At 66.4% G+C, this 23,210-nt stretch carries 21 protein-coding genes and 1 rRNA gene; 16 read left to right on the top strand and 6 right to left on the bottom strand.

Features of this window, described 5'->3' with window-relative positions; all coding sequences use genetic code 11:
- Nucleotides 1-89: 89 nt before the first annotated feature.
- Nucleotides 90-204: ribosomal RNA gene (gene rrf, locus AC06E9_RS19510) — 5S ribosomal RNA — on the top strand.
- Between the two features lie 585 nt (nt 205-789).
- Here rrf and AC06E9_RS19505 read toward each other — a convergent pair.
- Together AC06E9_RS19505 and AC06E9_RS19500 are read right to left on the bottom strand one after the other, a co-directional pair.
- Complete coding sequence (locus tag AC06E9_RS19505) at nt 790-2,520, bottom strand: M28 family metallopeptidase (RefSeq protein WP_478056659.1); 1,731 nt, start codon at nt 2,518-2,520, stop codon at nt 790-792.
- A gap of 54 nt (nt 2,521-2,574) precedes the next feature.
- Nucleotides 2,575-3,237 (bottom strand): hypothetical protein, encoded by a 663-nt coding sequence (locus tag AC06E9_RS19500; protein ID WP_313212752.1) that lies wholly within the window; start codon nt 3,235-3,237, stop codon nt 2,575-2,577.
- 97 nt (nt 3,238-3,334) lie between these two features.
- Here AC06E9_RS19500 and AC06E9_RS19495 point away from each other — a divergent pair, with 97 nt between their 5' ends.
- A complete protein-coding gene (locus AC06E9_RS19495; RefSeq protein WP_428999467.1) occupies nt 3,335-4,660 on the top strand; it encodes a murein hydrolase activator EnvC family protein in 1,326 nt (441 codons plus the stop codon).
- A gap of 125 nt (nt 4,661-4,785) precedes the next feature.
- Entirely contained in the window at nt 4,786-6,402 is a 1,617-nt protein-coding gene (locus AC06E9_RS19490; RefSeq protein ID WP_478056658.1) for a S41 family peptidase, read from the top strand.
- A 94-nt stretch (nt 6,403-6,496) separates the two neighbouring features.
- On the opposite strand, the gene AC06E9_RS19485 is transcribed toward AC06E9_RS19490, so the two are convergent.
- Nucleotides 6,497-7,189, bottom strand: coding sequence for a rhomboid family intramembrane serine protease (locus AC06E9_RS19485; protein WP_019186003.1), 693 nt, complete (start codon nt 7,187-7,189; stop codon nt 6,497-6,499).
- Nucleotides 7,190-7,415: 226 nt separating this feature from the next.
- On the opposite strand from AC06E9_RS19485, the gene AC06E9_RS19480 reads away from it, so the two are divergent.
- A complete protein-coding gene (locus AC06E9_RS19480) occupies nt 7,416-8,765 on the top strand; it encodes an outer membrane protein transport protein (protein ID WP_152153718.1) in 1,350 nt (449 codons plus the stop codon).
- Between the two features lie 87 nt (nt 8,766-8,852).
- Here AC06E9_RS19480 and AC06E9_RS19475 read toward each other — a convergent pair whose 3' ends face one another.
- Nucleotides 8,853-9,812 (bottom strand): GlxA family transcriptional regulator, encoded by a 960-nt coding sequence (locus tag AC06E9_RS19475; RefSeq protein WP_152153720.1) that lies wholly within the window; start codon nt 9,810-9,812, stop codon nt 8,853-8,855.
- Between the two features lie 95 nt (nt 9,813-9,907).
- Here AC06E9_RS19475 and AC06E9_RS19470 point away from each other — a divergent pair, with 95 nt between their 5' ends.
- On the top strand, nt 9,908-10,366 hold the full coding sequence (locus tag AC06E9_RS19470; protein ID WP_259262088.1) for a tautomerase family protein: 459 nt from the start codon (nt 9,908-9,910) through the stop codon (nt 10,364-10,366).
- A gap of 113 nt (nt 10,367-10,479) precedes the next feature.
- A complete protein-coding gene (locus AC06E9_RS19465) occupies nt 10,480-11,112 on the top strand; it encodes a hypothetical protein (protein ID WP_259262089.1) in 633 nt (210 codons plus the stop codon).
- 55 nt (nt 11,113-11,167) lie between these two features.
- Here the strand turns inward: AC06E9_RS19465 and putA are convergent, their stop codons facing one another.
- A complete protein-coding gene (gene putA / locus AC06E9_RS19460) occupies nt 11,168-14,407 on the bottom strand; it encodes a bifunctional proline dehydrogenase/L-glutamate gamma-semialdehyde dehydrogenase PutA (protein ID WP_478056657.1) in 3,240 nt (1,079 codons plus the stop codon).
- Nucleotides 14,408-14,684: 277 nt separating this feature from the next.
- Between putA and AC06E9_RS19455 the strand changes: the two genes are divergently transcribed.
- From AC06E9_RS19455 to AC06E9_RS19430, 6 genes are all read left to right on the top strand, one after another.
- Nucleotides 14,685-15,161, top strand: coding sequence for a DUF2244 domain-containing protein (locus AC06E9_RS19455; protein WP_461770730.1), 477 nt, complete (start codon nt 14,685-14,687; stop codon nt 15,159-15,161).
- Nucleotides 15,162-15,172: 11 nt separating this feature from the next.
- A complete protein-coding gene (gene coxB, locus AC06E9_RS19450; RefSeq protein ID WP_478056656.1) occupies nt 15,173-16,108 on the top strand; it encodes a cytochrome c oxidase subunit II in 936 nt (311 codons plus the stop codon).
- Nucleotides 16,109-16,172: 64 nt separating this feature from the next.
- Nucleotides 16,173-17,783 carry a cytochrome c oxidase subunit I gene (gene ctaD, locus AC06E9_RS19445; protein WP_019185997.1) on the top strand — a complete coding sequence of 537 codons (1,611 nt, stop codon included), beginning with the start codon at nt 16,173-16,175 and terminating at the stop codon, nt 17,781-17,783.
- Between the two features lie 8 nt (nt 17,784-17,791).
- On the top strand, nt 17,792-17,926 hold the full coding sequence (locus AC06E9_RS19440; protein WP_259462181.1) for a hypothetical protein: 135 nt from the start codon (nt 17,792-17,794) through the stop codon (nt 17,924-17,926).
- Nucleotides 17,923-18,510, top strand: a complete 588-nt coding sequence (locus AC06E9_RS19435) for a cytochrome c oxidase assembly protein (RefSeq protein ID WP_121042251.1) — start codon at nt 17,923-17,925, stop codon at nt 18,508-18,510. Before AC06E9_RS19440 ends, AC06E9_RS19435 begins: the two co-directional genes overlap by 4 nt.
- A 20-nt stretch (nt 18,511-18,530) precedes the next feature.
- Nucleotides 18,531-19,406, top strand: coding sequence for a cytochrome c oxidase subunit 3 (locus AC06E9_RS19430; protein ID WP_259262093.1), 876 nt, complete (start codon nt 18,531-18,533; stop codon nt 19,404-19,406).
- A gap of 40 nt (nt 19,407-19,446) precedes the next feature.
- Here the strand turns inward: AC06E9_RS19430 and AC06E9_RS19425 are convergent, their stop codons facing one another.
- Nucleotides 19,447-19,665 (bottom strand): twin transmembrane helix small protein, encoded by a 219-nt coding sequence (locus tag AC06E9_RS19425; RefSeq protein WP_019185993.1) that lies wholly within the window; start codon nt 19,663-19,665, stop codon nt 19,447-19,449.
- 57 nt (nt 19,666-19,722) lie between these two features.
- On the opposite strand from AC06E9_RS19425, the gene AC06E9_RS19420 reads away from it, so the two are divergent.
- From AC06E9_RS19420 to cyoE, 4 genes are read left to right on the top strand one after another with little or no spacing between them, the layout of a single operon-like run.
- A complete protein-coding gene (locus AC06E9_RS19420) occupies nt 19,723-20,457 on the top strand; it encodes an SURF1 family protein (protein WP_478056655.1) in 735 nt (244 codons plus the stop codon).
- Nucleotides 20,458-20,484: 27 nt separating this feature from the next.
- The gene (locus AC06E9_RS19415; RefSeq protein WP_121042257.1) at nt 20,485-21,060 is read left to right on the top strand and encodes a hypothetical protein; all 576 of its coding nucleotides are present in this window, start codon (nt 20,485-20,487) and stop codon (nt 21,058-21,060) included.
- 11 nt (nt 21,061-21,071) lie between these two features.
- Nucleotides 21,072-22,283: a COX15/CtaA family protein gene (locus tag AC06E9_RS19410; RefSeq protein WP_121042259.1), complete on the top strand. Its 1,212-nt coding sequence runs from the start codon at nt 21,072-21,074 to the stop codon at nt 22,281-22,283.
- Nucleotides 22,284-22,287: 4 nt separating this feature from the next.
- Nucleotides 22,288-23,178: a heme o synthase gene (gene cyoE / locus AC06E9_RS19405; RefSeq protein ID WP_152153737.1), complete on the top strand. Its 891-nt coding sequence runs from the start codon at nt 22,288-22,290 to the stop codon at nt 23,176-23,178.
- The last annotated feature ends 32 nt before the right edge of the window (nt 23,179-23,210 follow it).

Genomic DNA, 23,210 nt, shown 5'->3' with positions numbered 1-23,210 from the left:
TTTTATTGCAGGCACCTGGTTTTGACAGGTATCTGTTTCTCGGAAGAGACCTCTGCCGAGCTGGCGCAACGCGCTGCTCCAACCGTCTCCCTGGTGAAATTAGCGCTGTGGCACCACCCGATCCCATCCCGAACTCGGAAGTGAAACGCAGCTGCGCCGATGGTAGTGTGGCCTAAGCCATGCGAGAGTAGGTCATCGCCAGGGTTTACACCCAAAACCCCGCTGCTCACGCAGCGGGGTTTTTTTTGTCCGTCTCCCAACGGACGGGGAGCGTTTCATTACAACTGCCGCAGCAGACGCGTACGGTCGTGCGCGTGCGGACGGTACGGCCAGTGCGGCGGGTGTCGTTGGGTAGTTCTGCGTTTTGGGAATGGTGGCGTCTCCGCTTGCATCTTCCACGAGCGTGAGGGCCCCGTAGCGGCCGGCAGGCCCCTCGGCAAATGTCCCCCGGCCGCCGCCTGACGGCGACGCCCTCCTCCTTGATTTTGCCCAGGAGCCTACCGGCCGCTACGAGGCTTCGCGTGCTGTGTGCGGACTGACCAGATCAATCCCGGCACTCGCTGTCGCGCTGATGCTGGGCGGCGCCAGTTGACTGGATACGTTGGGTCGCGATGCCCTTGTGGGCGAAATCAAGGAGGAGGGCGTCGCCGCAAGGCGGCGGCCGGGGGCATCACCGGCAAGGGTATCGCGCCCCAAAGCCCGACCAACCCAGCAGCCGACCCAAAAAAAACGGCGCCTAGAAAGGCGCCGTTTTCATGAAGCAAAGATCACGTCACAGCAATCAACCGCTCAGCGTGCAGACTCCGCGGCCGGCGTCTCAGCGCCCTTGCCCTTCATCATCGCATCGCGTGCCGCCTTGAACGGATTGCCCTCGTACCAGTTCGGCCACCGGTCGCCGCCAGCCAGTTCCTTGCCAACCCCGTACAGCAGCTGCAGGTCCTCAACCGTGCCATCCAGCTTCCAGGTGGCCGGATCGAACTCGTCCTTCGGGCCGTGGTAACGGTTGCTGCCATAGTCTTCGGCGGCCTTGCGGCCCGCCTCGACACCGCCGTCGCGCAGATCCTCACCCCCGTCCGCATAGAGCGCCGGCACACCCGCCTTGGCGAAGTTGAAGTGATCCGAACGGAAGTAGAAGCCGCTCTGCACCGCGGTCTCGCCGTGCAGGGTACGCCCCTGGTTCGCGGCCAGCGGCTTGAGGATGTCTTCCAGCTCGGAGCTGCCGAAGCCGGTCACGGTCATGTCCTTGGCACGGCCTGCCACCGACATCGCATCGATGTTGATCACACCGGCGATCTTGTCCAGCGGGAAGGTCGGGTGGCTGACGTAGTACTTCGAGCCCAGCAGGCCGGACTCTTCCAGCGTCACTGCCAGGAACACCACCGAACGCTCCGGTGCTGGCTGCTGGTGCACCATCGCATCGGCGACTTCCAGGATGCCGGCCACGCCGGTCGCGTTGTCGACCGCGCCGTTGTAGATGGTGTCGCCCTGCTCACCCTCGTGCTTGCCCAGGTGATCCCAGTGCGCCATGTAGAGCACGGCTTCATCGGCACGCTTGCTGCCCGGCAGGACACCGACCACGTTGCGCGACTTCTTCTCGGCGATGGTGCTCTTCAGATCGAAGGACACCTTGGCCTTCAGCGGGACCGGCTTGAAGCCGCGCTTGCTGGCGTCCTTGTAGGCCTTGTCCAGATCCAGGCCGGCGTCAGCGAACAGCTGGCGGGCGGCATCGGCGCTCAGCCAGCCTTGTGCCGGGAGGCGCGCTTCCGGGTCATCCTTGGCCGGCAGGTCGTACTGCGGGCCGGCCCACGAGTTCTTGACCACGTCCCAACCGTAGGAGGCACCGGCAGTGTCATGCACGATCAGCGCGGCGGCGGCGCCCTTGCGTGCGGCCTCTTCGAACTTGTACGTCCAGCGCCCGTAATAGGTCATGCGCTTGCCGTCGAACAGCTTCTCGTCGTTGACGTGGAACCCGGGATCGTTGACGAACATCACGACCGTCTTGCCCTTCCAGTCCTGGCCGGCATAGTCGTTCCACTTCTGCTCCGGCGCATCCACGCCGTAGCCGACGAACACCAGGTCGCTGGCCTCGACCTTGACGTCTGGCTGGCCGCTGCGGGTGCCGATCACCATGTCGGTGCCGAACGTCAGCTCGCGGGTCTTGCCGGCCTGGTCCAGCGTCAGCACGGTCGACTCATCGGCCGTGGTCTCGGTCATCGCCACGTCCTGGAACCAACTGTCGCCATTGCCTGGCTGCAGGCCGATGCGCTGCATCTGGTCGCGGATGTAATTGACGGTCAGCTCTTCGCCCTTGCTGCCCGGGGAGCGGCCTTCGAACGCATCCGAAGCCAAGGTCTTGACCAGCTCGGCGAAGTCGCCGGCATTGATCTCGGGCGAGAACGCATGGCCCGGTGCGGTCGGTGCCGCGTCGGTGGCAGGCGCCGCGGTGGGCGCGGCGGATTCGCCCTTGCATGCGGTCAACGCAGCGGCAGCGGCAAGGCACAACAGAAGTTTGCGGGGCATCATCGGTTCCTGGAACGGGAAAGGCGGGTGCGCACGGCACCAGTCACCACCATATCAATCCTGCGGTGCGGTGTCGGTATCGAAGGGCACGGCCACCGCACCACTGACCGGGCCGATGCGGGCAGTGCGGTGCACATACAGGGTGACCTCGCGCTCGAACTGCAGCGAGCCGTTGACCGCCGCGTTCGGCCCGATGATCACGCGCGGCTTGCGGCCGGGGGTCAGCGACAGGTTGAAGTTCGGCTTCTTGACCTCGATTCCGCCTTCGACCTGCGAACCCACGCCCACGGTGATGTCGCCGTTGACGGTTTCGATGCCGCGCGCCACGCGCGTTTCGACCAGCCCGATGCTGCCGTTGACCGTTTCCAGCCCGCCGTCGATCTGGGTGCCGCGATCCAGGAAGATGCCGCCGTTGACGGTGTCCACGCCGCCACTGGCAACCACTTCGCGCCCGACCCGCACGCTGCCATTGACCGTGGAAATGCCGCCGGTACGCGCGCGATCGGCCACGCGGATGCCGCCGTTGACGGTTTCGATGCGACCGGTGACCGCGCCTTCGGCGACCTTGATGCCGCCGTTGACCGTCTCCAGATTGCCGTAGCTCTGGCCGGCCTCGGCGGAGATGCTGCCGTTGACCTTGCTGATGTTGTCGCTTGCGAAGGCTGGCGCACAGGGCAGCGTCAGGGCCAGCAGCAGCGGAAGCAGGGAGCGTTTCATGGGAACCTCGATGGTGGAGCGCGGCTGGCAGGCCGCCTGCAGGAATGTCACCATGCATCGTTGCAATCCGCATCTGCCTGAAGTCACTGGAAAGCCCTTGCGCCACAACGCCTTTTCCTCACGCCGGGATAACAATCCGACCGACGGACGCGGTCGCACGCAGTGGCTGACCCCGGCGTTGCGTGCGCTGCTGCTGGCCGTGGCCGTTCTCGGCGCCAGCCCGCTGGCTGCACAATCCTCCAAGGAAGCCGAACGCAAGCTGCAGAAGCTGCGCAGCGAGCTCAAGGGCGTGGCCCAGGAGCGGCGGAATCTGGAAGGGCAGCGCGGGCAGGCGTCGCGCCAGCTGCGCGACGCCGATGAGAAGGTCGCCCGCACCGGGCGCGTGCTGGCCCAGACCGAAACCGCATTGCAGCGCGAGACCCGCGCCATGAACGAACTGCAGGCCAAGCGCGATGCGCTGCAGGCCGGCCTGGAACAGCAGCGGGCGGAACTGGCCTCGCTGTTGCGCGCGGCGTACCGCATCGGCAACAACGCGCCGTTGAAGCTGCTGCTGTCGCAGGACCGTGTCGCCGATGCGAACCGCAGCCTGGCCTATCACCGGTATCTGCAGCGCGAGCGCGCGCAGCGTATCCAGTCCCTGACGGCTGATCTCACCGAACTGCAGCGCGTGGAGACGGAAATCGTCGAACGGCGCAAGGCACTGGAAGGCACCCGCCAACAGCAGAAACAGCAGGTCGCCACGCTGGCCGACGATCGTCGCGAGCGGGCGGCCACGGTCGCCTCGCTGGACGAACGGTACAAAGACCGCAGCGAACGCGAAAAAGCCTTGGGCCAGGATGCCAAGGCGCTGGAAACCCTGCTGGCCAATCTGCGCGCCGCCGCCGCCCGTGCCGAAGCCGAGCGTCGTGCTGCCGCGCGCCGCGCCGCCGCGGAGAAGGCGGCCGCCGAGAAGGCGGACCGGGCCGCCGCCGCGAATGGTACCCGGCCACCGCCGCGTGCGACCAAGACGCCCCCTGCGGTTGCCTCCGCGCCTGCGCCCAAGGTGGGCGGTCTGGGCTGGCCGTTGTCGGGCAATCTGCTCGCCCGCTACGGCGGCAAGCTGCCCGATGGCCGCACCAGCAGTGGCGTGCTGATCGGCGCGCCCGCCGGCAGCACCATCACCGCCGTCGCAGATGGCACGGTGGTGTTTTCCGATTGGATGACCGGCTACGGCATGATCCTGATCGTCGATCACGGCAACGGCTACATGAGCCTCTATGCGCACAACGACACGCTGCTGCGTGATGCCGGCGCCACGGTGAAGAAGGGCGAGGCGGTGGCCAAGGTCGGCAATTCCGGTGGCCAGGGCGTGACCGCGCTGTACTTCGAACTGCGCCGCAACGGACAGCCGGTGGACCCGGGCAGCTGGCTGCAGCGGCGATAAACCGCGCCCAACACGGGCGCGCCGCCAGGCACGGGGTTCAACGGGAATTTATCGTCGCTTCGCGCATAATCGGGCGACGCACCCCGTGCGTGGTCAACCGTCCCCCGCTCACCCTGGAGTGCTTCATGCGCGTAGCCCGTTCCGCCACCTTGCTGCTGGCCCTGTTGCCCGCGGTGTCCTGGGCGCAGCAGACCGCCGAAGCGCCGGCACGCGGGGCCGATGCGGCCACCACGGAAGAAGCGGTGACCTCACGGGTTCCGTTGGAAGAGATCCGCCGCTACGTCGCCGTCTACAACGCGGTGCGCGCCGCCTACGTGGATCCGGTGGACGACAAGAAACTGATGCGGTCCGCCATCCGCGGCCTGCTGCTGGACCTGGATCCGCACAGTACCTATTTCGACAAGGAAGACGCCGAAGCCTTCGATGAGCAGGCCAACGGCGCCTACGACGGCATCGGCGTGGAGCTGCAGCAGCAGCCCGACAACAGCAGCCTGAAAGTCATTTCGCCGATCGACGATACCCCGGCCGCACGCGCGGGCATTCTCGCCGGCGATCTGATCATCGCCATCGACGGCAAGCCGATCAGCGCGATCGAAGCCACCGAACCGCTGCGCGGCGTGGCCGGCACCAAGGTGGTGCTGACCCTGGTGCGCGAAGGCAAGCCCAAGCCGTTCGATGTCACGGTGACCCGCGAGACCATCCGCGTCACCAGCGTGCGCAGCAGGATGCTGGAACCCGGCTATGGCTACATCCGCCTGAGCACCTTCCAGGCCGACACCGGTGCCGATTTCCAGAAGCACGTTGGCCAGCTGCAGCAGCAGGCCGGGGGCAAGCTCAAGGGCCTGGTGCTGGATCTGCGCAGCAACCCGGGTGGCCTGCTCACCGCTGCCGTGCAGGTGGCCGACGATCTGCTCGAGAAGGGCAACATCGTCAGCACCCGTGGCCGCATCTCGATCAGCGATGCCCGCTTCGATGCGACCCCGGGCGATCTGCTCAAGGGCGCGCCGGTCGTGGTGCTGGCCGACGCCGGCTCGGCCAGTGCTTCCGAAGTGCTGGCCGGCGCGCTGCGCGACAACGGCCGCGCCCGCGTGGTCGGCAGCCGCACCTTCGGCAAGGGCTCGGTGCAGACCGTGCTGCCGCTGGACAACGGCGATTCGGTGAAGCTCACCACCGCGCGGTACTTCACCCCGAGCGGCAAGTCCATCCAGGCCACCGGCATCATTCCCGATGTGCTGCTGCAGCCGGAGAAGCGCGCCGGTGACGACGAGCTGCCGGCCAGCCTGACCGATTACAGCGAAGCCACGTTGCCCGGCCACCTGCGCGGTGACGAAGAAGGCACCGAAGGCTACAAGGCTGGTGATGTGCTGCCGGGCGATGGCCCGATCAATGACGCGCTGGCCGAGTTGAAGCAGCCCGGTTCGGTGCTGGCCAGGCAGAAGGCGGACGCGGCGAAGAAGCCGGCGGCCAAGCCGGCAGCGGCAGCGGGCAAGCCATCAGATACGAAGCCGGCAGAAGCAAAGCCGACGGAAGCAAAGCCGTCAGAAGCAACGCCGTCAGAAGCAACGCCGTCAGAAGCAAAGCCGTCAGAAGCAAAGCCGTCAGAAGCAAAGCCGTCAGAAGCAAAGCCGTCAGAAGCAAAGCCGTCAGAAGCAACGCCAACCGAACGGCCTGCTGCGGCACCGGCGACGCCCGCGCCGGCCAAGCCCGAGGCACCGGCCTCGACGGCGCCGATCAAGCCCTGACCGGTAGTGCCGGCCGCTGGCCGGCTCAGCAGAAATCCAACCGTACGTGGCGCCGGCCAGCGGCCGGCACTACCACAGCGCGATGGGTGTTCGCTTAGAACCCATGCCGCTTGCGCAGCCGTCGCGCGATGGCCGCACGCACATACACGCCGTAGCCCAGGCCGAACACGAAGCCGGCGATATGTGCCCACCAGGCCACCATGCCGAAGGTCGGGCCGATGTAGGCGAATACCACCTGCAGCGCTGCCCAGACCCCGATCAGCAGATAGGCCGGGGCGCGGACGAATTCCAGGAACAGGCCCAGCGGGATCACCACGCCCAGCCGCGCGCCCGGGAACAGGGCCAGGTAGGCGCCGATCAAGGCCGACACCGCGCCGCTGGCCCCGATGATGATCTGGTCCGGGCTGCCCATCGTGTAGATGGCGGTCAGATTCGAGATCGCCCCGCCGACCAGGAACAGCAGCATCAGCCGCCACGGCCCCAGCACGCGTTCGGCCGGCAGCCCGAAGATCAGCAGGAACACCAGGTTGCCCAGCAGGTGCGACCAGTCCGCGTGCAGGAACAGCGCAGTGAACAGCCGCAGCACGCTGCCATCCTGCAGCGTCGCCCACCAGTCCAGCGGGTGGGTCAGGCCGGTCGAGAGGGCGCCCCAGTCCATCCACAGGCTGCGGCGGGCATCGTCCGGCCGCGAGATCGACCACAGGAAGGCCACCCACAGCGCGGCGAACAGCAGGGGGGTGGCCCAGCGGTAGGCGGCTTTCTTGCGGGAGGGGGTCGACACGAACATGCGGGCACTAGCCTAGCGCGGAGGCTGAGCTGACGGGGATATGTCGCGTTCAGCATGAATAGCCACAAGGGCGACTTACGTTATTGTTTCATTAACCGCTCTCGGTATACTCGCATACGGCGTCGTATGTCGGGAGGGGAATCCGGCGCGTTGTCCTGACCCATCAAGGGGAGGGGCGGCGCAGGCGCGCGTTGCCAACATCACCGCTTTCCGGAGAGAACCAACAATGCATACCGCTTCCACTCTTGCCCGCGTCACCGCCCTGGCCGTCGGCATCGCCGGTGTCCTGGCCGTGGGCCACGTCAACGCTGCCGCCTTCCAGTTGAAGGAAAACAGCGCCAAGGGCCTCGGCCGCGCCTTCGCCGGTTCCGGCAGCGCCGCTGGCGACGCCTCGATCATGGCCGTCAACCCGGCCGGCATGCGCCAGCTCGAAGGCATGCAGGTCCAGGGCGATCTGAGCGCCATCAGCTTCTCGGCCAAGTACAAGGGCACCGGCCGCAATGGCGCAGGTCAGCCGCAGACGGGCGGTAACGGCGGCGACGCCGGCATGATCGCCCCGGTTCCGGCCGCGTACTTCCACATGCCGATCGGCGAGCAGGCCCACTTCGGCGTCTCGCTGACCGCCCCGTTCGGCTTCAAGACCGATTACGACAATGGCTGGGTCGGCCGTTACAGTGGTCTGAAGACCGATATGAAGGCCATCGACCTGGGCTTTGCCGCGTCCTACGACGTCAACCCGTACGTGTCCTTCGGCGCGTCCGTGTTCGTCGAGCACCTGACCATCGAGCTGAGCCAGGCTGTCGACTTCGGCGCCCTCTTCGCCGGTCGCGTGCCGGGCTACGCGCCGGGCAGCGCCGATGGCAAGTCGACCGTGAAGGGTGACAACAACGCTGTGGGCTGGACCGTCGGCGGCTTGTTCAGCCCGGACGAGAACACCCACATCGGCATCAGCTACCGCTCCAAGGTCGAGCACAAGATCACCGGCGGCGATGCCAACTTTGATCTGCCCAGCGATGGTGGCCGGACGGCGTCGATCCTGGCAGCGACCCAGCCGGGCGTGTTCGTCAACACCAGCGGCAAGGCCACGCTGACCCTGCCGGCCTCGGCCACCCTGAGCGTCACCCACAACATCAATGACCGCTGGACCGTCATGGGTGATGTGACCCGCACCGCGTGGTCGACCGCGTTCGACACGGTCACCATCGACTTCGCTTCCAACCAGCCGAACTCGGACCTGAACTTTGGTTACCGCGACACGACCTTCGTCTCGCTGGGTACCGATTACAAGCTGAGCGACACCGTGACCCTGCGTGGCGGTGTGGCGCTTGACCAGACCCCGACCACCGACGCGCACCGCGACGTCCGCGTGCCGGATACCAGCCGCAAGTGGCTGTCGCTGGGCGTGGGCTGGACCCCGTCGGCGAACACCGAATACAACTTCGGTTACACCCACCTGTTCACCAGCGAGCCGAACATCCTGGTCAAGCCGACCCAGGGCAACCAGGGCAACTCGCTCAACGGCAAGTACAAGGTCCGTGGCGACGTGCTGGCCGCTTCGTTCAACTATAAGTTCTGATCAACGCAGCACTGATCGGTTGAACGCAGCAGCAGAAAACCCCGCGAAAGCGGGGTTTTTTGTTGCCTGCAGACAAGGCGAAAGCGGTCAGCGCAACTGCCGCGGCGTGGCGTTGAGGCGCTTGCGCATCAGCCGGCGCAGGGCGGTGGGATCGCGGTAGCCCACGCGCTCGGCCACGGTCTCCACCGAGTAGCGGCTGTTCTCCAGCAGGGTGCGCGCCTGGTTCAACTGCACACTGCGGATCAGGTGCAGCGGCCCTTGCCCGGTTGCCTTGCCCACCTGCCGCGACAGCGTGCGCGTGGACATGCCGGCGTACTTGGCGAGCGCACCGACGCTGACCGTGGCCGGCAGCGTGGCTTCGATGTGGGCGGTGAGTGAGGCGATCAGCGCGTTGCCCTGCGCCATCATCGCCGGGACCATGAACGGCGATTGCAGTTGCCGGCGATCCAGCAGCAGCGCCCGTGCCACCGCATCGGGAAGCGCCGGGCCAAAGCGCTGCCGGAGCAGGTACAGCATCAGGTCGGTGTGCCCGAGCGCGGCACCGGCCGTGATCAGCGGCGCGTCGTCGATCACCATGCGGTCTGGATCGACCTGGCACTCCGGAGCTTGCCGCTGCAACGCGCCGGCCAGCCACCAGGTGGTGGTCACGCTGCGCCCGGTCAGCAGCCCGGCATCGTGCAGCAGGAAGACGGAGGCACAGGAGGCCGCGACACGCCCGCCCGCCGCCACATGCGCGCGCAGCGCCCGCACCACACCCGGGATGTCGGGCTCGCCCAGCCGCTGTGCGATGGCGTCAGGATCCTCCACGCCCAGCCCTGGCACGATCCAGCACGCCTGCGCATCTGCCACGCGTGGCATCGGCGCGGCACGCAGCTGCAGGTGCGTGCCCAGGCGGACAGCGCCGCGTGCCGGGCTGCAGACCTGCCAGCGCGGCACCGGCAGACCCAGGCGCGGGGCGAGGGTGGCGGCCGTGGTGAGGATGTCCAAGGTGAGCGCGACGCTGGAGGCGAACGCGCCCGGCAGGACGATGACAGTGAAATCGTGCATTGGCTGATTGTGCACGAAAGATGTCGGATCGGCCGATGTTGCCCGGGGCAGCGTTCGGCTCCAATGGAGTCCCTTTACGCAACCGGTCGATCCGCATGCCCAACATCACCCTCACCCTTCCCGCCAACGCGTTCGACGCCGCTACCCGGCAACGCCTGCTACAGGCGGTGCATGACGCCGCCGTCCGCGCCAGCGGCTTGGGTGCCGAGCCAGCTCAGCAGCGGCTGTGCTGGGTGATGCTGCAGGAAATCGCGGTCGGCCACTGGTTGTGTGGCGGCCAGGATATCGGCGCACGCGGCATTCCCTGCCAGGTCGAGGTGCGGATTCCGCAGGGCGTGCTGGATGCGCAGCAACGCGCCGACTACGCGCTGCACCTGCACGACGCCATCGCCGGTTGCGTGGCACCGGGCGATCCACGCGTGCTGCTGAGTTCGATCGTGATGACCGATATCGCCGATGGCCACTGGGCGGCCAACGGCCGACTGTGGCACTTGAACGACGTCGTACAGGCGGCCGGTTACGCGCATCTGCAACCGCAGGTCGCATCGGCATGATCACGCGCGCCGCGCGGCCGAAACGATGAACACTGGAATGACATCCAGCACGACGTACAATCCCCGCCCGGACTGCGCCCTGCCGTCCCGTGATTACTGACAAGGATCTGTATATGTCGTCTCTGCTGCTGCGCTCCACGCTCGCCATGGGTCTGGCCGGTCTCTCGCTGCCTGCCATTGCCGCGCCGGAGTTCGCTGCCTGTTTCACCTTGACCCCGGGTCTGTCCTGGTCGAATGCCGATGAAACGCTGACCATCGAAAAAGTGACCTTCGCTGGCCAGAACGCCATCAAGATGCACAGTGCCGGTGGTGGCATCGGGATGGCCACGTTCCATGACATCAGCGGCCGCCAGCTGCTGGGCCAGGAGCGTTACAGCATGTCCAGCGACGGCCCCACGCGGACCGATACCTTCAAGCCGGCGCCGACGTTCCCGCAGAGCGCCAAGCCGGGCGATCGTTTCGAGGTCACCGGCGCTGGCGAGCGCATGAACCATGTCGACGAAACCGTTGAACCGATCGACTACGACGGCTTCTCCGACTACACCTTCGTCGGTTTCGAAGACATTGACGCGGACGTCGACAACCAGCCGCGCACGTTCAAGGACACCTGCCACGTCACCGCGACCTTCGAAGACAACCGCATCGAGGCGTGGTACGCCGCCGGCTTCGGGCGCATCAAGTTCGAGCGGTACATGGGTAACGAGCTGCTGATGCAGGACCAGATCGAGTCCATCGAAAGCCCGTGACCTACAAAAAACCCCGCTTTCGCGGGGTTTTTTGTTTACCGCAGGACGCTGGGAATCAGTCGCCCAGGGTCAGCAGCGAGGCATTGCCGCCGGCTGCCGTGGTGTTCACGGTGACGGTCTTCTCGGTGGCAAAGCGCAGCAGGTAGTGCGGGCCGCCGGCCTTCGGGCCGGTGCCGGACAGGCCCTGGCCGCCGAACGGCTGCACGCCGACTACGGCACCGATCTGGTTGCGGTTGACGTACACATTGCCGACATTGATGCGCGATGAAATGCGGTCCACGGTTTCATCGATGCGCGAATGCACGCCCAGGGTCAGGCCGTAGCCGGTCGCGTTGATCTGGTCGATCACCGCATCGAGCTGGTCGCCCTTCCAGCGGATCACGTGCAGCACCGGCCCGAAGATTTCCTTGTGCAGCTGGTCCAGGTTCTTCAGTTCGTACGCACGCGGGGCGAAGAAGGTGCCGTGCGCGGCGTCGTCGCTGAGCGTGGCAGCGGCGATCAGGCGGGCTTCCTTCTCCATGCGCACGGCGTGATCCTTGAGGATCTGCAGCGCGTCGGCGTCGATCACCGGGCCGACATCGGTCGACAGCAGGCCCGGGTCACCGACCTTGAGTTCGGCCATCGCGCCGGACAGCATGGTCATCACCTTGTCGGCGATGTCGTCCTGCACGAACAGCACGCGTGCGGCCGAGCAGCGCTGGCCAGCGGAGGTGAAGGCTGACCCGATCGCATCCTTGACCAGCTGCTCCGGGAGCGCCGAGGAGTCGGCGATGAAGGCGTTCTGGCCGCCGGTCTCGGCGATCAGCACACCGATCGCAGCGTCGCGTGCGGCCATCGCGCGGTTGATCGCACGGGCGGTGTCGGTCGAGCCGGTGAAGGCCACGCCGGCCACGCGCGGGTCGGCGGTCAGGGCGGCACCGACGGTCGCGCCGTCGCCCGGCAGGAACTGCAGCACGCCTTCGGGCACGCCGGCATCGAGCAGCAGCTTCACCGCGTAATAGCCGATCAGGTTGGTCTGCTCGGCCGGCTTGGCGATCACGCTGTTGCCGGCGGCGAGCGCGGCGCTGACCTGGCCCAGGAAGATCGCCAGCGGGAAGTTCCACGGGCTGATGCAGACGAACACGCCGCGGCCATGCAGCTGCAGTTCGTTGGATTCACCGGTCGGGCTCGGCAGCGTTTCGGCGTGGCCGAACTGCTCGCGCGCCTGCTTGGCGTAGTAGCGCAGGAAGTCGACCGCTTCGCGCACTTCGGCGATGCCGTCGGGCAGGCTCTTGCCCGCTTCCTTGACGCACAGCGCCATGAACTCGGGCATGCGCGCTTCCAGCTGGTCGGCGGCGTGTTCCAGGATCGCCGCGCGGCTGGCGGCGGGGGTGCGGTTCCAGGCCGGCTGCGCGGCCACGGCATTGGCCAGTGCCTTCTCCACGGTGGCGCTGTCGGCCGGCTGCCACTGGCCCACCGCCTGGCGCGTGTCGGCCGGGTTGGTCACGTTCAACAGTGCGCCGGTCGGGTTGGCACCCGGCACCAGCGGCGCGGCGTGCCACCCGCTCTTACCCGGCGCGGGCACGGCCGCGTTGAGCTGCTCGGCCAAGGCGCGCAGATCGTTGTCGTTGGCGAGATTGACGCCCATGGAGTTCTTCCTGTCATGGTTCTGGCTGCGCAGCAGATCGACCGGCAGCGGGATTTTCGGATGCGGAATGGACGCGAACGAGGAGACCACCTCGACCGGATCGCGGATCAGGTCGTCGATGGCCACGTTCTCGTCGGTGATGCGGTTGACGAAGCTGGAATTGGCGCCGTTCTCGAGCAGACGACGCACCAGGTACGGCAGCAGGTCTTCATGCGAACCGACCGGCGCATACACGCGGCACGGCACGTTCAGACGGTCGGCCGGCACCACTTCGGCATACAGGTCATCGCCCATGCCGTGCAGTTTCTGGTGCTCGTACTGGCCGCCCTTGGCGATCGCCTGCACGGCCGCGATGGTGTGCGCGTTGTGCGTGGCGAACATCGGGTAGATCGCATCGCTGTGCGTGAACAGACGCTTGGCGCAGGCCAGGTAGGAGACGTCGGTGTTCTGCTTGCGGGTGAACACCGGGTAGGCCGGCAGACCGTCGATCTGCGCGCGCTTGATCTCCGCATCCCAGTACGCGCCCTTGACCAGGCGCACCTGCAGGCGGCGACCGATGCGACGGGCCAGGTCGGCCAGGTAGTCGATCGTGTACGGGGTGCGCTTCTGGTAGGACTGCACGACCACACCGAAGCCTTCCCAACCGGCCAGCGAGGCATCGCTGACCACGGTCTCGATGATGTCCAGCGACAGTTCCAGGCGGTCGGTTTCTTCGGCGTCGACGGTGCAGCCGATGCCGTACGACTTGGCCAGCTGCGCCAGTTCCAGCACGCCCGGCACCAGGTCGGCCATGACGCGTGCGCGCTTGGCATGCTCGTAGCGCGGGTACAGCGCGGAGAGCTTGATCGAGATGCCCGGTGCCGAATTGACGTCGCCATCGGGACGGCCGCCGCGGGCCTTGTGGTCACCGCCGATCGAGTGGATCGCGCGACGGTAGTCTTCCAGGTAACGCTTGGCATCCTTCATGGTCAGCGCGCCTTCGCCGAGCATGTCGAACGAATAGCGGTAGCTGGCGTTGTCGCCCTTGTGCGAGCGCGACAGCGCTTCGTCGATGGTGCGGCCCATGACGAACTGGTGGCCCATGATCTTCATCGCCTGGCGCACGGCCAGGCGGATCACCGGCTCACCCACGCGGCCGATCAGGCGCTTGAACGCGCCCGGCACATCGGCGCGGGTGGCATCGTTGATCTGGACCAGGCGGCCGGTCAGCATCAGGCCCCAGGTGGAAGCGTTGACCAGCACCGAGTCGCTGCCGCCCATGTGCTTTTTCCAGTCGGCCTCGCCGAGCTTGTCTCGGATCAGCTTGTCGGCGGTCTCCTGGTCGGGAATGCGCAGCAGGGCTTCGGCCACGCACATCAGCAGCACGCCTTCCTCGCTGCCCAGATCGTACTGGCGCATGAAGGCTTCGATCGCGCCCTGGTCCTGGGCGCGCACGCGCACGCGCTTGACCAGGTCGGCAGCGGTGGCCTGCACCTTGGCCTGCTCGGCGGCCGGCAGGCGTGCCTGCTCGAGCAGCTCGCGCACATGGGTGGCCTCGTCCTTCAACCAGGCATCGGTGATCGCCTGGCGGAACGCGTCGGGAACGGCCGGCAGCTCGGGGGACAGCAGCGGCGGGCGGGCGGCGCCGGACGATGCCGGGGCAGGGGGAAGGACAGAGGATGCAGTCATGCCGGTCGGCTCGTGGAGAACTTGACCATTTTAATCGTTTTTTTGGCGAGTCAAGGGGTTTTCGTGCCCGCGCCCATGCGGCGCATAGCCTTTCATACAGGGGGATTCGGCGGATTCGACCCGCCCGCTATTTATTGTGCTGTTTTCGTCAAAACGGCCGCCGCAGGCAATGCTGTATTGCAACATTCCTGAAACTGTGAATGGACCCTTGCTACTCGCTGGAGAGCGGGGCTACCATCGAGACGTTTCCCGCGGCAGGAAAAAACGCGGTTGCGACATGATCGAGGTGCTCATCGCTCCGGACGGATCAGGGACGCAACTGCGGCTGCGCCCCCCACGGGCGCTCGATGCCCGGCAGTTCGTCCTGTTGTTTGCGGTGTTGGCGGGGGTGATGTGGCTGGCGGCCGGCCTGGGCTGGTTCACCGGCAACGTATTCGCCCCCGTGTTTGCTCTGCTGTACAGCGTGTTGCTGGCAGTGGCGCTGCGCTCGGTGTGGCGCAGTGGAGAACGGCAGGAAGAGATCCGGGTAGTGCCGGCGTGTGTGGAAGTGATTCCCGCACCCGGGCATTCGCCGGTGTTCAGCGCCCACCCGCACTGGGTGAGGCTGATCGCCGACGAACGCAGAGTCCGGCTGGCATCCAGCGGTCGGCAGGTGGACGTGGGGAGTTTCCTCGCACCGGCCGAACGCCAGGTACTGGCTCAGAAACTAGAAGGCTTGCTCGCGGCCAATGACGGCCGCAACCGACGACGCTAAGGGTCTAGGCAATGAAGCAATGCAGAAAGTGGGGCAGGACGTTCGGGAAGTCAGTGTTGAGCGGGGTCGCGCTGCTGGCGCCGGCCATGGCGTGGGCCCAGGCGGCCGACCCCAAACCGTGGCAATTGAACATGGGCAAGGGGGTGACCCAGAGCTCGCGGTTGGCGTGGGAGTCCAACCTGTTCTCGCTGTGGGTCTGTACCGTGATCGGGGTGCTGGTGTTCGGTGCGCTGTTCTACGCGATCTTCAAATTCCGCAAATCCAAGGGCGCGGTGGCCGCCACCTTCAGCCACAACACCAAGGCCGAGGTCATCTGGACAGTGATCCCGGTGATCATCCTGGTGGTGATGGCCTGGCCGGCCACGGCCAATCTGATCAAGTTCTACGACACCCGCGATTCGGAAATGACCGTCAAGGTCACCGGGTATCAGTGGATGTGGAAGTACGACTACCTCGGCGAGAAGGTCAGCTTCACCAGCCGCCTGGACCGTGAGTCCGACCGCGTGCGCCAGAGTGGCGTGGTCCCGACCCGCGACAGCCATCCGCATTACCTGCTGGATGTCGACAACCGTCTGGTGCTGCCGGTCGATACCAAGGTGCGCTTCGTGATCACCTCCGACGACGTCATCCACGCATGGTGGGTGCCGGCGCTGGGCTGGAAGCAGGATGCGATTCCCGGCTTCATCAACGAGGCCTGGACCAACATCGAACAGGTCGGCGTGTACCGCGGCCAGTGCGCCGAGCTGTGCGGCAAGGATCACGGCTTCATGCCGATCGTGGTCGAGGCGGTCTCCAAGGAGGATTACCAGAAATGGCTGGCCTCCAAAAAGCCTGCGCCGGCCCCTGCACCGCAGGCCGCTCCGGCGCCCGCGCCGGCTGCCCCGGCCGAGGCGGCCCCGGCACCTGCCGCTGAGCCTGCCGCGGCAGCAACAGACAGCAACGCCTGAAATCGAGCCGCGTCCGCCAGCCGGCGGATGCGGGTACCACCGGATACAGTGAGGTGTAGTTGCGATGGCGCATTCCGCAGTTGACCACGACGGGCATCACGGGCATCAGCAGGGGTTCTTCGAGCGTTGGTTCTTCTCGACCAACCACAAGGACATCGGCACGCTCTACCTGCTTTTCAGCTTCATCATGTTCATCATCGGTGCGGCGATGAGCGTGATCATCCGCGCCGAGCTGGCGCAACCGGGGCTGCAGTTCGTCAAGCCCGAGTTCTTCAACCAGATGACCACCGTGCATGCGCTGGTGATGATCTTCGGTGGCGTGATGCCGGCCTTCGTCGGGCTGGCCAACTGGATGATCCCGCTGCAGATCGGCGCGCCGGACATGGCGCTGCCGCGCATGAACAACTGGTCGTTCTGGCTGCTGCCGGTGGCCTTCAGCCTGCTGCTGCTGACCCTGTTCCTGCCCGGCGGCGCACCGGCCGGTGGCTGGACGCTGTACCCACCGCTGTCGCTGCAGGGTGGCTACAACGTGGCCTTCAGCGTGTTCGCCATCCACGTGGCCGGCATCAGCTCGATCATGGGCGCGATCAACATCATCGCCACCGTGCTCAACATGCGCGCGCCCGGCATCGATCTGCTGAAAATGCCGATTTTCTGCTGGGCCTGGCTGATCACCGCCTTCCTGCTGATCGCGGTGATGCCGGTGCTGGCCGGCGCGGTAACGATGCTGCTCACCGACAAGTTCTTCGGCACCAGCTTCTTCAACGCCGCCGGCGGCGGTGACCCGGTGATGTACCAGCACATCTTCTGGTTCTTCGGGCACCCGGAGGTCTACATCATGATCCTGCCGGCGTTCGGCGTGGTCAGCGAGATCATCCCCACCTTCAGCCGCAAGCCGCTGTTCGGCTACCAGGCCATGGTCTACGCGATCGCCGCGATCGCGTTCCTGTCCTTCATCGTCTGGGCCCACCACATGTTCACCGTGGGCATGCCGTTGGGCGGCGAGATCTACTTCATGTTCGCCACGATGCTCATCTCCATCCCGACCGGGGTGAAGGTGTTCAACTGGGTCAGCACCATGTGGCGCGGCTCGCTCACCTTCGAAGCGCCGATGCTGTGGGCGGTGGCCTTCGTGATCCTGTTCACCATCGGCGGGTTCTCCGGCCTGATGCTGGCGATCGTGGTGGCCGATTTCCAATACCACGACACTTACTTCGTGGTCGCACATTTCCACTACGTACTGGTCACCGGTGCGGTGTTCGGGTTGATCGCCGCGGTGTATTACTGGTGGCCGAAATGGACCGGGCGCATGTACAGCGAAACCTGGGCCAAGGTGCATTTCTGGTGGTCGATCGTGTTCGTGAACCTGCTGTTCTTCCCGCAGCACTTCCTCGGCCTGGCCGGCATGCCGCGGCGTATTCCCGATTACAGCGTGGCCTTCGCGGATTGGAACCTAATTAGCTCGATCGGCGCGTTCGGCATGTTCGTCACGCCCTTCATGATGGCCGCGATCCTATGGCACTCGCTGCGTCACGGCGCGAAGGCCGCCGACCGCTGCTGGGAAGGCGCACGTGGCCTGGAGTGGACGATTCCCTCGCCCGCACCGGCGCATACCTTCACCACGCCGCCGACCATCCGTCCGGGTGATCTGGCCCATGACGACATCACCCATTGAGGCCGCTCATGACCAGTACCACCCGCACGCCGGATGAGCAGGCCCTGCAACGTCGCCGCGCGCATCGCACCGCGTGGGCGGTCGGGATCGTCGCGCTGATGGTCTATGGCGGCTTCATCCTCAGCGGGGTGATCGGGCGATGAGCGATCCGCGCCCGGCACCCGCGCGTCATGCGGGCCTGCCCCGCCTGATCGGGGTGGCGCTGGCGGTGTTCGTGCTGACCTTCTCGCTGGTGCCGCTGTACCGCATCGCCTGCGAGAAGGTGTTCGGCGTGCGCCTGGAGCGTGGCCCCGGTGCGGCGGCGGGCACTGCAGCCGCCACCGGCAAGCGCACCGTGCGGGTGGAGTTCGATGGCGGCGTGAATTCCAAGTTGCCGTGGGCGTTCCATCCCGAACAGCTGACGATGGACGTGGTGCCCGGCGAGCTCAACGAGGCGCTGTATTACGCGCGCAATGACAGCGATCGCGCGCTGGTCGGCAGCGCCGTGCCGTCGGTGGCACCGGCCAAGGCGTCGGGCTACTTCAGCAAGACCGAGTGCTTCTGCTTCACCGCGCAGACCCTGCAGGCCGGTGAGAAGCGCGACATGCCGGTGCGCTTCATCGTCGATCCCGACCTGCCGGCCAACATCACCACGATCACCCTGTCCTACACCTTCTACAAGAACGACGCCTTGTCCGCGCAGCTGGCCCCGGCCAGCCTGCCGACCGGCGCGCGTGCAGCTCCCTGATCCGGACCGGACCCAAGACCATGGCCCAGCAAAGCCCCGATGCGAACGTGTACTTCGTGCCCACGCACAGCAAATGGCCGTTCATCGGTTCCATTGCGATGATGGTGACCATGGTCGGCGTGGCCAGCTGGCTCAACGATTCCGGCTGGGGCAAGTGGACCTTCTACGCCGGCATCGCGATGCTGGTGCTGACCCTGTTCTGGTGGTTCAGCGACGTGGTGCGCGAATCGCAGGCTGGCAGCTACAACCGCCAGGTGGATGGCTCGTTCCGGATGGGGATGGTGTGGTTCATCTTCTCCGAAGTGATGTTCTTCGGCGCGTTCTTCGGGGCGCTGTTCTACACCCGCAACCTGGGCCTGCCGTGGCTGGGCGGCGCGGGCGATGGCGTGATGACCAATGAGTTGCTGTGGGACGGCTATTCGGCGGCGTGGCCGACCAATGGCCCCGGCGCGATCGGCGGCCATTTCCAGACCATTCCGGCCTGGGGTCTGCCACTGATCAATACGCTGATCCTGCTCACCTCCGGCGTCACCCTGACCATTGCGCACCACGCCCTCAAGGCCGGTCACCGCCGCCAACTCCTGGTCTGGCTGGGCATCACCGTGCTGCTCGGCGTGGGCTTCCTCACCCTGCAGGTGGAGGAGTACATCCACGCCTACAAGGAACTCAACCTCACCCTGGGCTCGGGCATCTACGGCTCGACCTTCTTCATGCTCACCGGCTTCCACGGCGCGCACGTGCTGCTGGGCACGATCATGCTGGCGGTGATGTGGCTGCGCTCGTCGAAAGGGCATTTCACCCGCGACAACCATTTCGGTTTCGAAGCCGCCGCGTGGTACTGGCACTTCGTCGACGTGGTGTGGCTGATGCTGTTCCTGTTCGTCTACGTGCTGTAGCGTCGGTGCGACGTCCTGCCGCATCGACGCCGGTGCGGCCTCAGCCGCCGATGCCGTGGGGCTTGATCCAACCGCTGTAGATGCCGATGACCACCAGCACGATCAGCGCCACCGATACCGCGATGCGGCGGGTGAGGGCATTGACGGTGCGCTTGGTCTGGCCGCGATCGACCAGCAGGTAATACAGCCCGGCGCCCAGATTCCAGACGATGACGATCAGAAACGCGATTACCAGCAGGGTCTTCAACGAATCATTCATGCGCGGCTCGATGGCGTGGCGGGTGCGCCTATATCACCGCGTTTTGCCGGCGTTGTCATGATGCGCAAGCACACACGCCTGATCGGCTGGATCGCCGCGGTGCTGGTCATCCTCGCGTTCTGCCAGCTGGGCCGCTGGCAACTGCAGCGCATGCACGCCAAAGAGGCGTTGCTGGCCCAGCAGGTACCCGCCCGCGCGCAGTCGCTCACGCTGCGCCAGGCCCTGGCCGCCCCGCCGCTGCTGCGCTGGGTGGAAGATCACGGCCGCGTCCTGCCCGGCACGATCCTGCTCGACAACCAGACCCGCGAAGGCCGCGCCGGCCTCAAGGTGTATCAGCCGTTCCAGAGCGATGACGGCGCACGCGTGCTGGTCGATCTGGGCTGGCTGCCGATGCCGCCGGATCGTGTCATCCCACCGATCACGCCGCTTGCCGGCCATACGGCCATCAGCGGCCTGCTGGCGCCGTCACCGGCCACCGGGCTGGCCCTGGGGCCGGCGCTGTCGCCCGCGCCACAGCCGGGCGTCTGGCTGGCCAGCCGGATGCCACCCGACGACATGGCCCGCGCGCTGTCACTGCTGCCGGGCAGCCTGGGCGCGCGCGTGCTGCGGTTGGATCCGGCGCTGCCAGTTGGCTACGCGCGCGATCTGGAGCTGCTGCCCAATACCCTGCCGCCCAGTCGCCATCTGGGCTACGCCGTGCAATGGTTCGGCCTGGCGTTGACCGTGCTGGTGGTCGCGCTGGTCCTGGAATTCCGTCGCCATCGCCGCCGGCGTGGCACTCCCCGGCGCTGACCGGCTCAACATGAGAAAATGCCGCCCATGAATGCCACTTCCCCGGCCCGGCTGCCGTCCCGTTCACGCGGCCGCTGGACCCTGATCGCGTTGTTCGGCGTGTTCTTCGGCGCCATGGCGCTGGCGGGCGTGCTGCGCTTCTCCGGCTGGCAGCCGACCTCGCACCGCAATACCGGGGAGCTGCTGCAGCCGCCGGCCGATCTGCGCGCACTGCCGCCCACCCTGGCCGATGGTCAGCCGTACCCGTGGAACCCCAACGACCGCACCTGGCGGATCCTGGTGGCCCCGTCTGCCAGCTGTACCAGCGAGTGCGTCACTTTGTCGCAGGGATTGGGCAAGGTGTGGCAGCTGTTCGGCCATAACGCCGATAATGTCGAGATCCTGTGGCTGGGCACGCCGCCGGCCGAGGTCCAGGGCATGCCCGCACTGCGCGCGCTGCGCGCCCAACCGGACCTGCGTGCCGCTTTGCCCGCCGTGGATGACGCCGCCGGCACGCCTGTGTATGTGATCGATCCCAACGGATTCGTGATCATGCGGTACGCGCCGGGATTCGATATGGCCGGTCTGCGCAAAGACCTGGCCACGCTGCTGAAACTGAAGTGAGTTCCGTTTAGATGAGCCTCTCCGCACGCCCGGTGCTGCACCGCAATTTCCACCGTCTGGCGTGGTTTGCGCTGATCATGACCGCCAGTACGATCATGTTCGGTTCGTTCGTGCGTCTGTCCGATGCGGGCCTGAGCTGCCCGGACTGGCCGACCTGCTATGGCCGTGTCACCTGGCCGCAGCACGCCGAGGAAGTGATCGGCCACGAGGCCGCCAAGATCCGCCCGCTGGAAACGCACAAGGCGTGGCGCGAGCAGGTGCACCGTTTCCTGGCCGGTGCACTCGGCATCGAGATCCTCACCCTGGCGCTGCTGGCCACGCGTCGTCGTCGCTGGGGCAACACGGCGGTGATCACCGCCTGTGTGCTGGTGGCGACCGGCATACCGCTGTACATGATGGGCATGCACGTCCCCGCGAGCATCATCGCCCTGATCGGCGAAGCGATCCTGCTGATCGCCGCGCTGCGCTGGACCAACATCGACCTGGCCCGCGCCGCGTTGCTGACGCTGGCGGTGGTGATCTTCCAGGCGCTGCTCGGCATGTGGACGGTCACCTGGCTGCTCAAGCCGATCGTGGTCATGGGCCATCTGCTCGGCGGCATGCTCATGTTCGGCCTGCTGGTGTGGATGGCGTGGCGCGCCACGCATATGCCGATCACCCTGGCCGAGGCGCCCAGGCTGAAGTGGCTGATCCGCGCCGGCGTGGCCGTGCTGGTCGCGCAGATCGCCCTCGGCGGCTGGGTCAGCGCCAACTACGCCGCACTCGCCTGCGGTGGCGGCAGCGCCTCGCTGGACAATTTCCCGCGCTGCGTCAGCCAGTGGTGGCCGCCGCATGATTTCAAGGAAGGCTTCACCCTGTGGCGTGGCATCGGCGTGGATTACGAAGGGGGCGTGCTCGACGGCGCCTCGCGCATCGCGATCCAGATGGCGCACCGCGTGATGGCGATCGTGGTCGCCGTGTACCTGCTGTGGCTGTCGGTGCGCCTGTTCCGCCTGCCGAGCATGCGCGGCTGGGCGAGTGCCCTGGGTCTGCTGGTGGTGTTGCAGATCACCCTGGGCATCCTCAACGTGAAGCTGGCGGTGCCGCTGGAAGTGGCCGTCGCGCACAGCGGGGGCGCCGTGGCCCTGCTGTTCGTGCTGGTGACCTTGCTGGCGCGCCTGCGCGCGCCGGATGCCGAGGGTGGCAAGGCCAGCGCTGCGTCCACTGCCGTGCAGGCAGGCTGACGGCATGGCCAGTTACCGTCAGTACTGGGATCTGACCAAGCCCAAGGTCGTCGCCCTGATCGTGTTCACCGCGCTGGTGGGCATGTTCCTGGCCATCCCCGGGGTGCCGACCGCGCAGCAGGCGCTGGACGGCGCCCTCGGCTTCCTCGGCATCTGGCTGGCCGCTTCGGCCGCCGCAGCGATCAACCAGCTGCTGGACGCGCGCATCGATGCGCAGATGGCGCGCACCTCGTGGCGCCCGCTGGTGGTGGGCAAGGTCAAGCCTTGGCAGGTGCTCGTCTTCGCGGGCCTGCTGATCGCGCTGTCGATGACGATCCTGGTGGTCTGGGTCAACGTGATCACCGCCGTGCTGACCTTCGCCTCGCTGATCGGGTACGCGGTGATCTACACCGTGTACCTCAAGCGCGCGACCTCGCAGAACATCGTCATCGGCGGCCTCGCCGGTGCTACCCCGCCGATGCTCGGCTGGGCCGCGATCACCGGCATGCAGGGCCCGTGGGACTGGGCCTACGCGTCGCTGCTGGTGCTGATCATCTTCATCTGGACCCCGCCGCACTTCTGGGCGCTGGCGATCTTCCGCCGCGAGGATTACGCCAAGGCGGAAATCCCGATGCTGCCGGTCACCCACGGCGTGGCGTACACCCGCAAGTCGATCATGGTCTATTCGATCGCCCTGGCCATTGTCAGCCTCCTGCCGGTCGTGTTCGGCATGAGCGGCATGTTCTACCTCGGCGGTGCGATCGTGCTCAACGCGGTCTTCCTCTGGTACGCCTGGCGCATGCTGAATCCGCCGGACGAACTGTTCTCGATGAAGATGTTCGGCTACTCCATCGTCTACCTGATGGCGCTGTTCGCCTTCCTGATGGTGGACCACTGGATGTTGCCGTTCCTGTGAGCTTCCTGCGCCGGCCTTGAAACGGGCCACAG

It is taken from the genome of Stenotrophomonas sp. Steno-Z10-BAI (genome assembly GCF_056393115.1).
The sequence above is the reverse complement of the archived record's forward strand: the minus strand, read 5'-3'. Positions and strand labels throughout refer to the sequence as shown.

Coding starts and splice junctions, on each gene's coding strand:
- AC06E9_RS19420 (WP_478056655.1), top strand. CDS start 19,723: ATGATGCGCAAGCACACACGCCTGATCGGCTGGATCGCCGCGGTGCTG.
- AC06E9_RS19410 (WP_121042259.1), top strand. CDS start 21,072: ATGAGCCTCTCCGCACGCCCGGTGCTGCACCGCAATTTCCACCGTCTG.
- AC06E9_RS19435 (WP_121042251.1), top strand. CDS start 17,923: ATGAGCGATCCGCGCCCGGCACCCGCGCGTCATGCGGGCCTGCCCCGC.
- AC06E9_RS19415 (WP_121042257.1), top strand. CDS start 20,485: ATGAATGCCACTTCCCCGGCCCGGCTGCCGTCCCGTTCACGCGGCCGC.
- AC06E9_RS19455 (WP_461770730.1), top strand. CDS start 14,685: ATGATCGAGGTGCTCATCGCTCCGGACGGATCAGGGACGCAACTGCGG.
- AC06E9_RS19480 (WP_152153718.1), top strand. CDS start 7,416: ATGCATACCGCTTCCACTCTTGCCCGCGTCACCGCCCTGGCCGTCGGC.
- coxB (WP_478056656.1), top strand. CDS start 15,173: ATGAAGCAATGCAGAAAGTGGGGCAGGACGTTCGGGAAGTCAGTGTTG.
- AC06E9_RS19465 (WP_259262089.1), top strand. CDS start 10,480: ATGTCGTCTCTGCTGCTGCGCTCCACGCTCGCCATGGGTCTGGCCGGT.
- AC06E9_RS19490 (WP_478056658.1), top strand. CDS start 4,786: ATGCGCGTAGCCCGTTCCGCCACCTTGCTGCTGGCCCTGTTGCCCGCG.
- AC06E9_RS19440 (WP_259462181.1), top strand. CDS start 17,792: ATGACCAGTACCACCCGCACGCCGGATGAGCAGGCCCTGCAACGTCGC.
- AC06E9_RS19470 (WP_259262088.1), top strand. CDS start 9,908: ATGCCCAACATCACCCTCACCCTTCCCGCCAACGCGTTCGACGCCGCT.
- AC06E9_RS19505 (WP_478056659.1), bottom strand. CDS start 2,520: ATGCCCCGCAAACTTCTGTTGTGCCTTGCCGCTGCCGCTGCGTTGACC.
- putA (WP_478056657.1), bottom strand. CDS start 14,407: ATGACTGCATCCTCTGTCCTTCCCCCTGCCCCGGCATCGTCCGGCGCC.
- ctaD (WP_019185997.1), top strand. CDS start 16,173: ATGGCGCATTCCGCAGTTGACCACGACGGGCATCACGGGCATCAGCAG.
- AC06E9_RS19475 (WP_152153720.1), bottom strand. CDS start 9,812: ATGCACGATTTCACTGTCATCGTCCTGCCGGGCGCGTTCGCCTCCAGC.
- AC06E9_RS19485 (WP_019186003.1), bottom strand. CDS start 7,189: ATGTTCGTGTCGACCCCCTCCCGCAAGAAAGCCGCCTACCGCTGGGCC.
- AC06E9_RS19430 (WP_259262093.1), top strand. CDS start 18,531: ATGGCCCAGCAAAGCCCCGATGCGAACGTGTACTTCGTGCCCACGCAC.
- cyoE (WP_152153737.1), top strand. CDS start 22,288: ATGGCCAGTTACCGTCAGTACTGGGATCTGACCAAGCCCAAGGTCGTC.
- AC06E9_RS19500 (WP_313212752.1), bottom strand. CDS start 3,237: ATGAAACGCTCCCTGCTTCCGCTGCTGCTGGCCCTGACGCTGCCCTGT.
- AC06E9_RS19425 (WP_019185993.1), bottom strand. CDS start 19,665: ATGAATGATTCGTTGAAGACCCTGCTGGTAATCGCGTTTCTGATCGTC.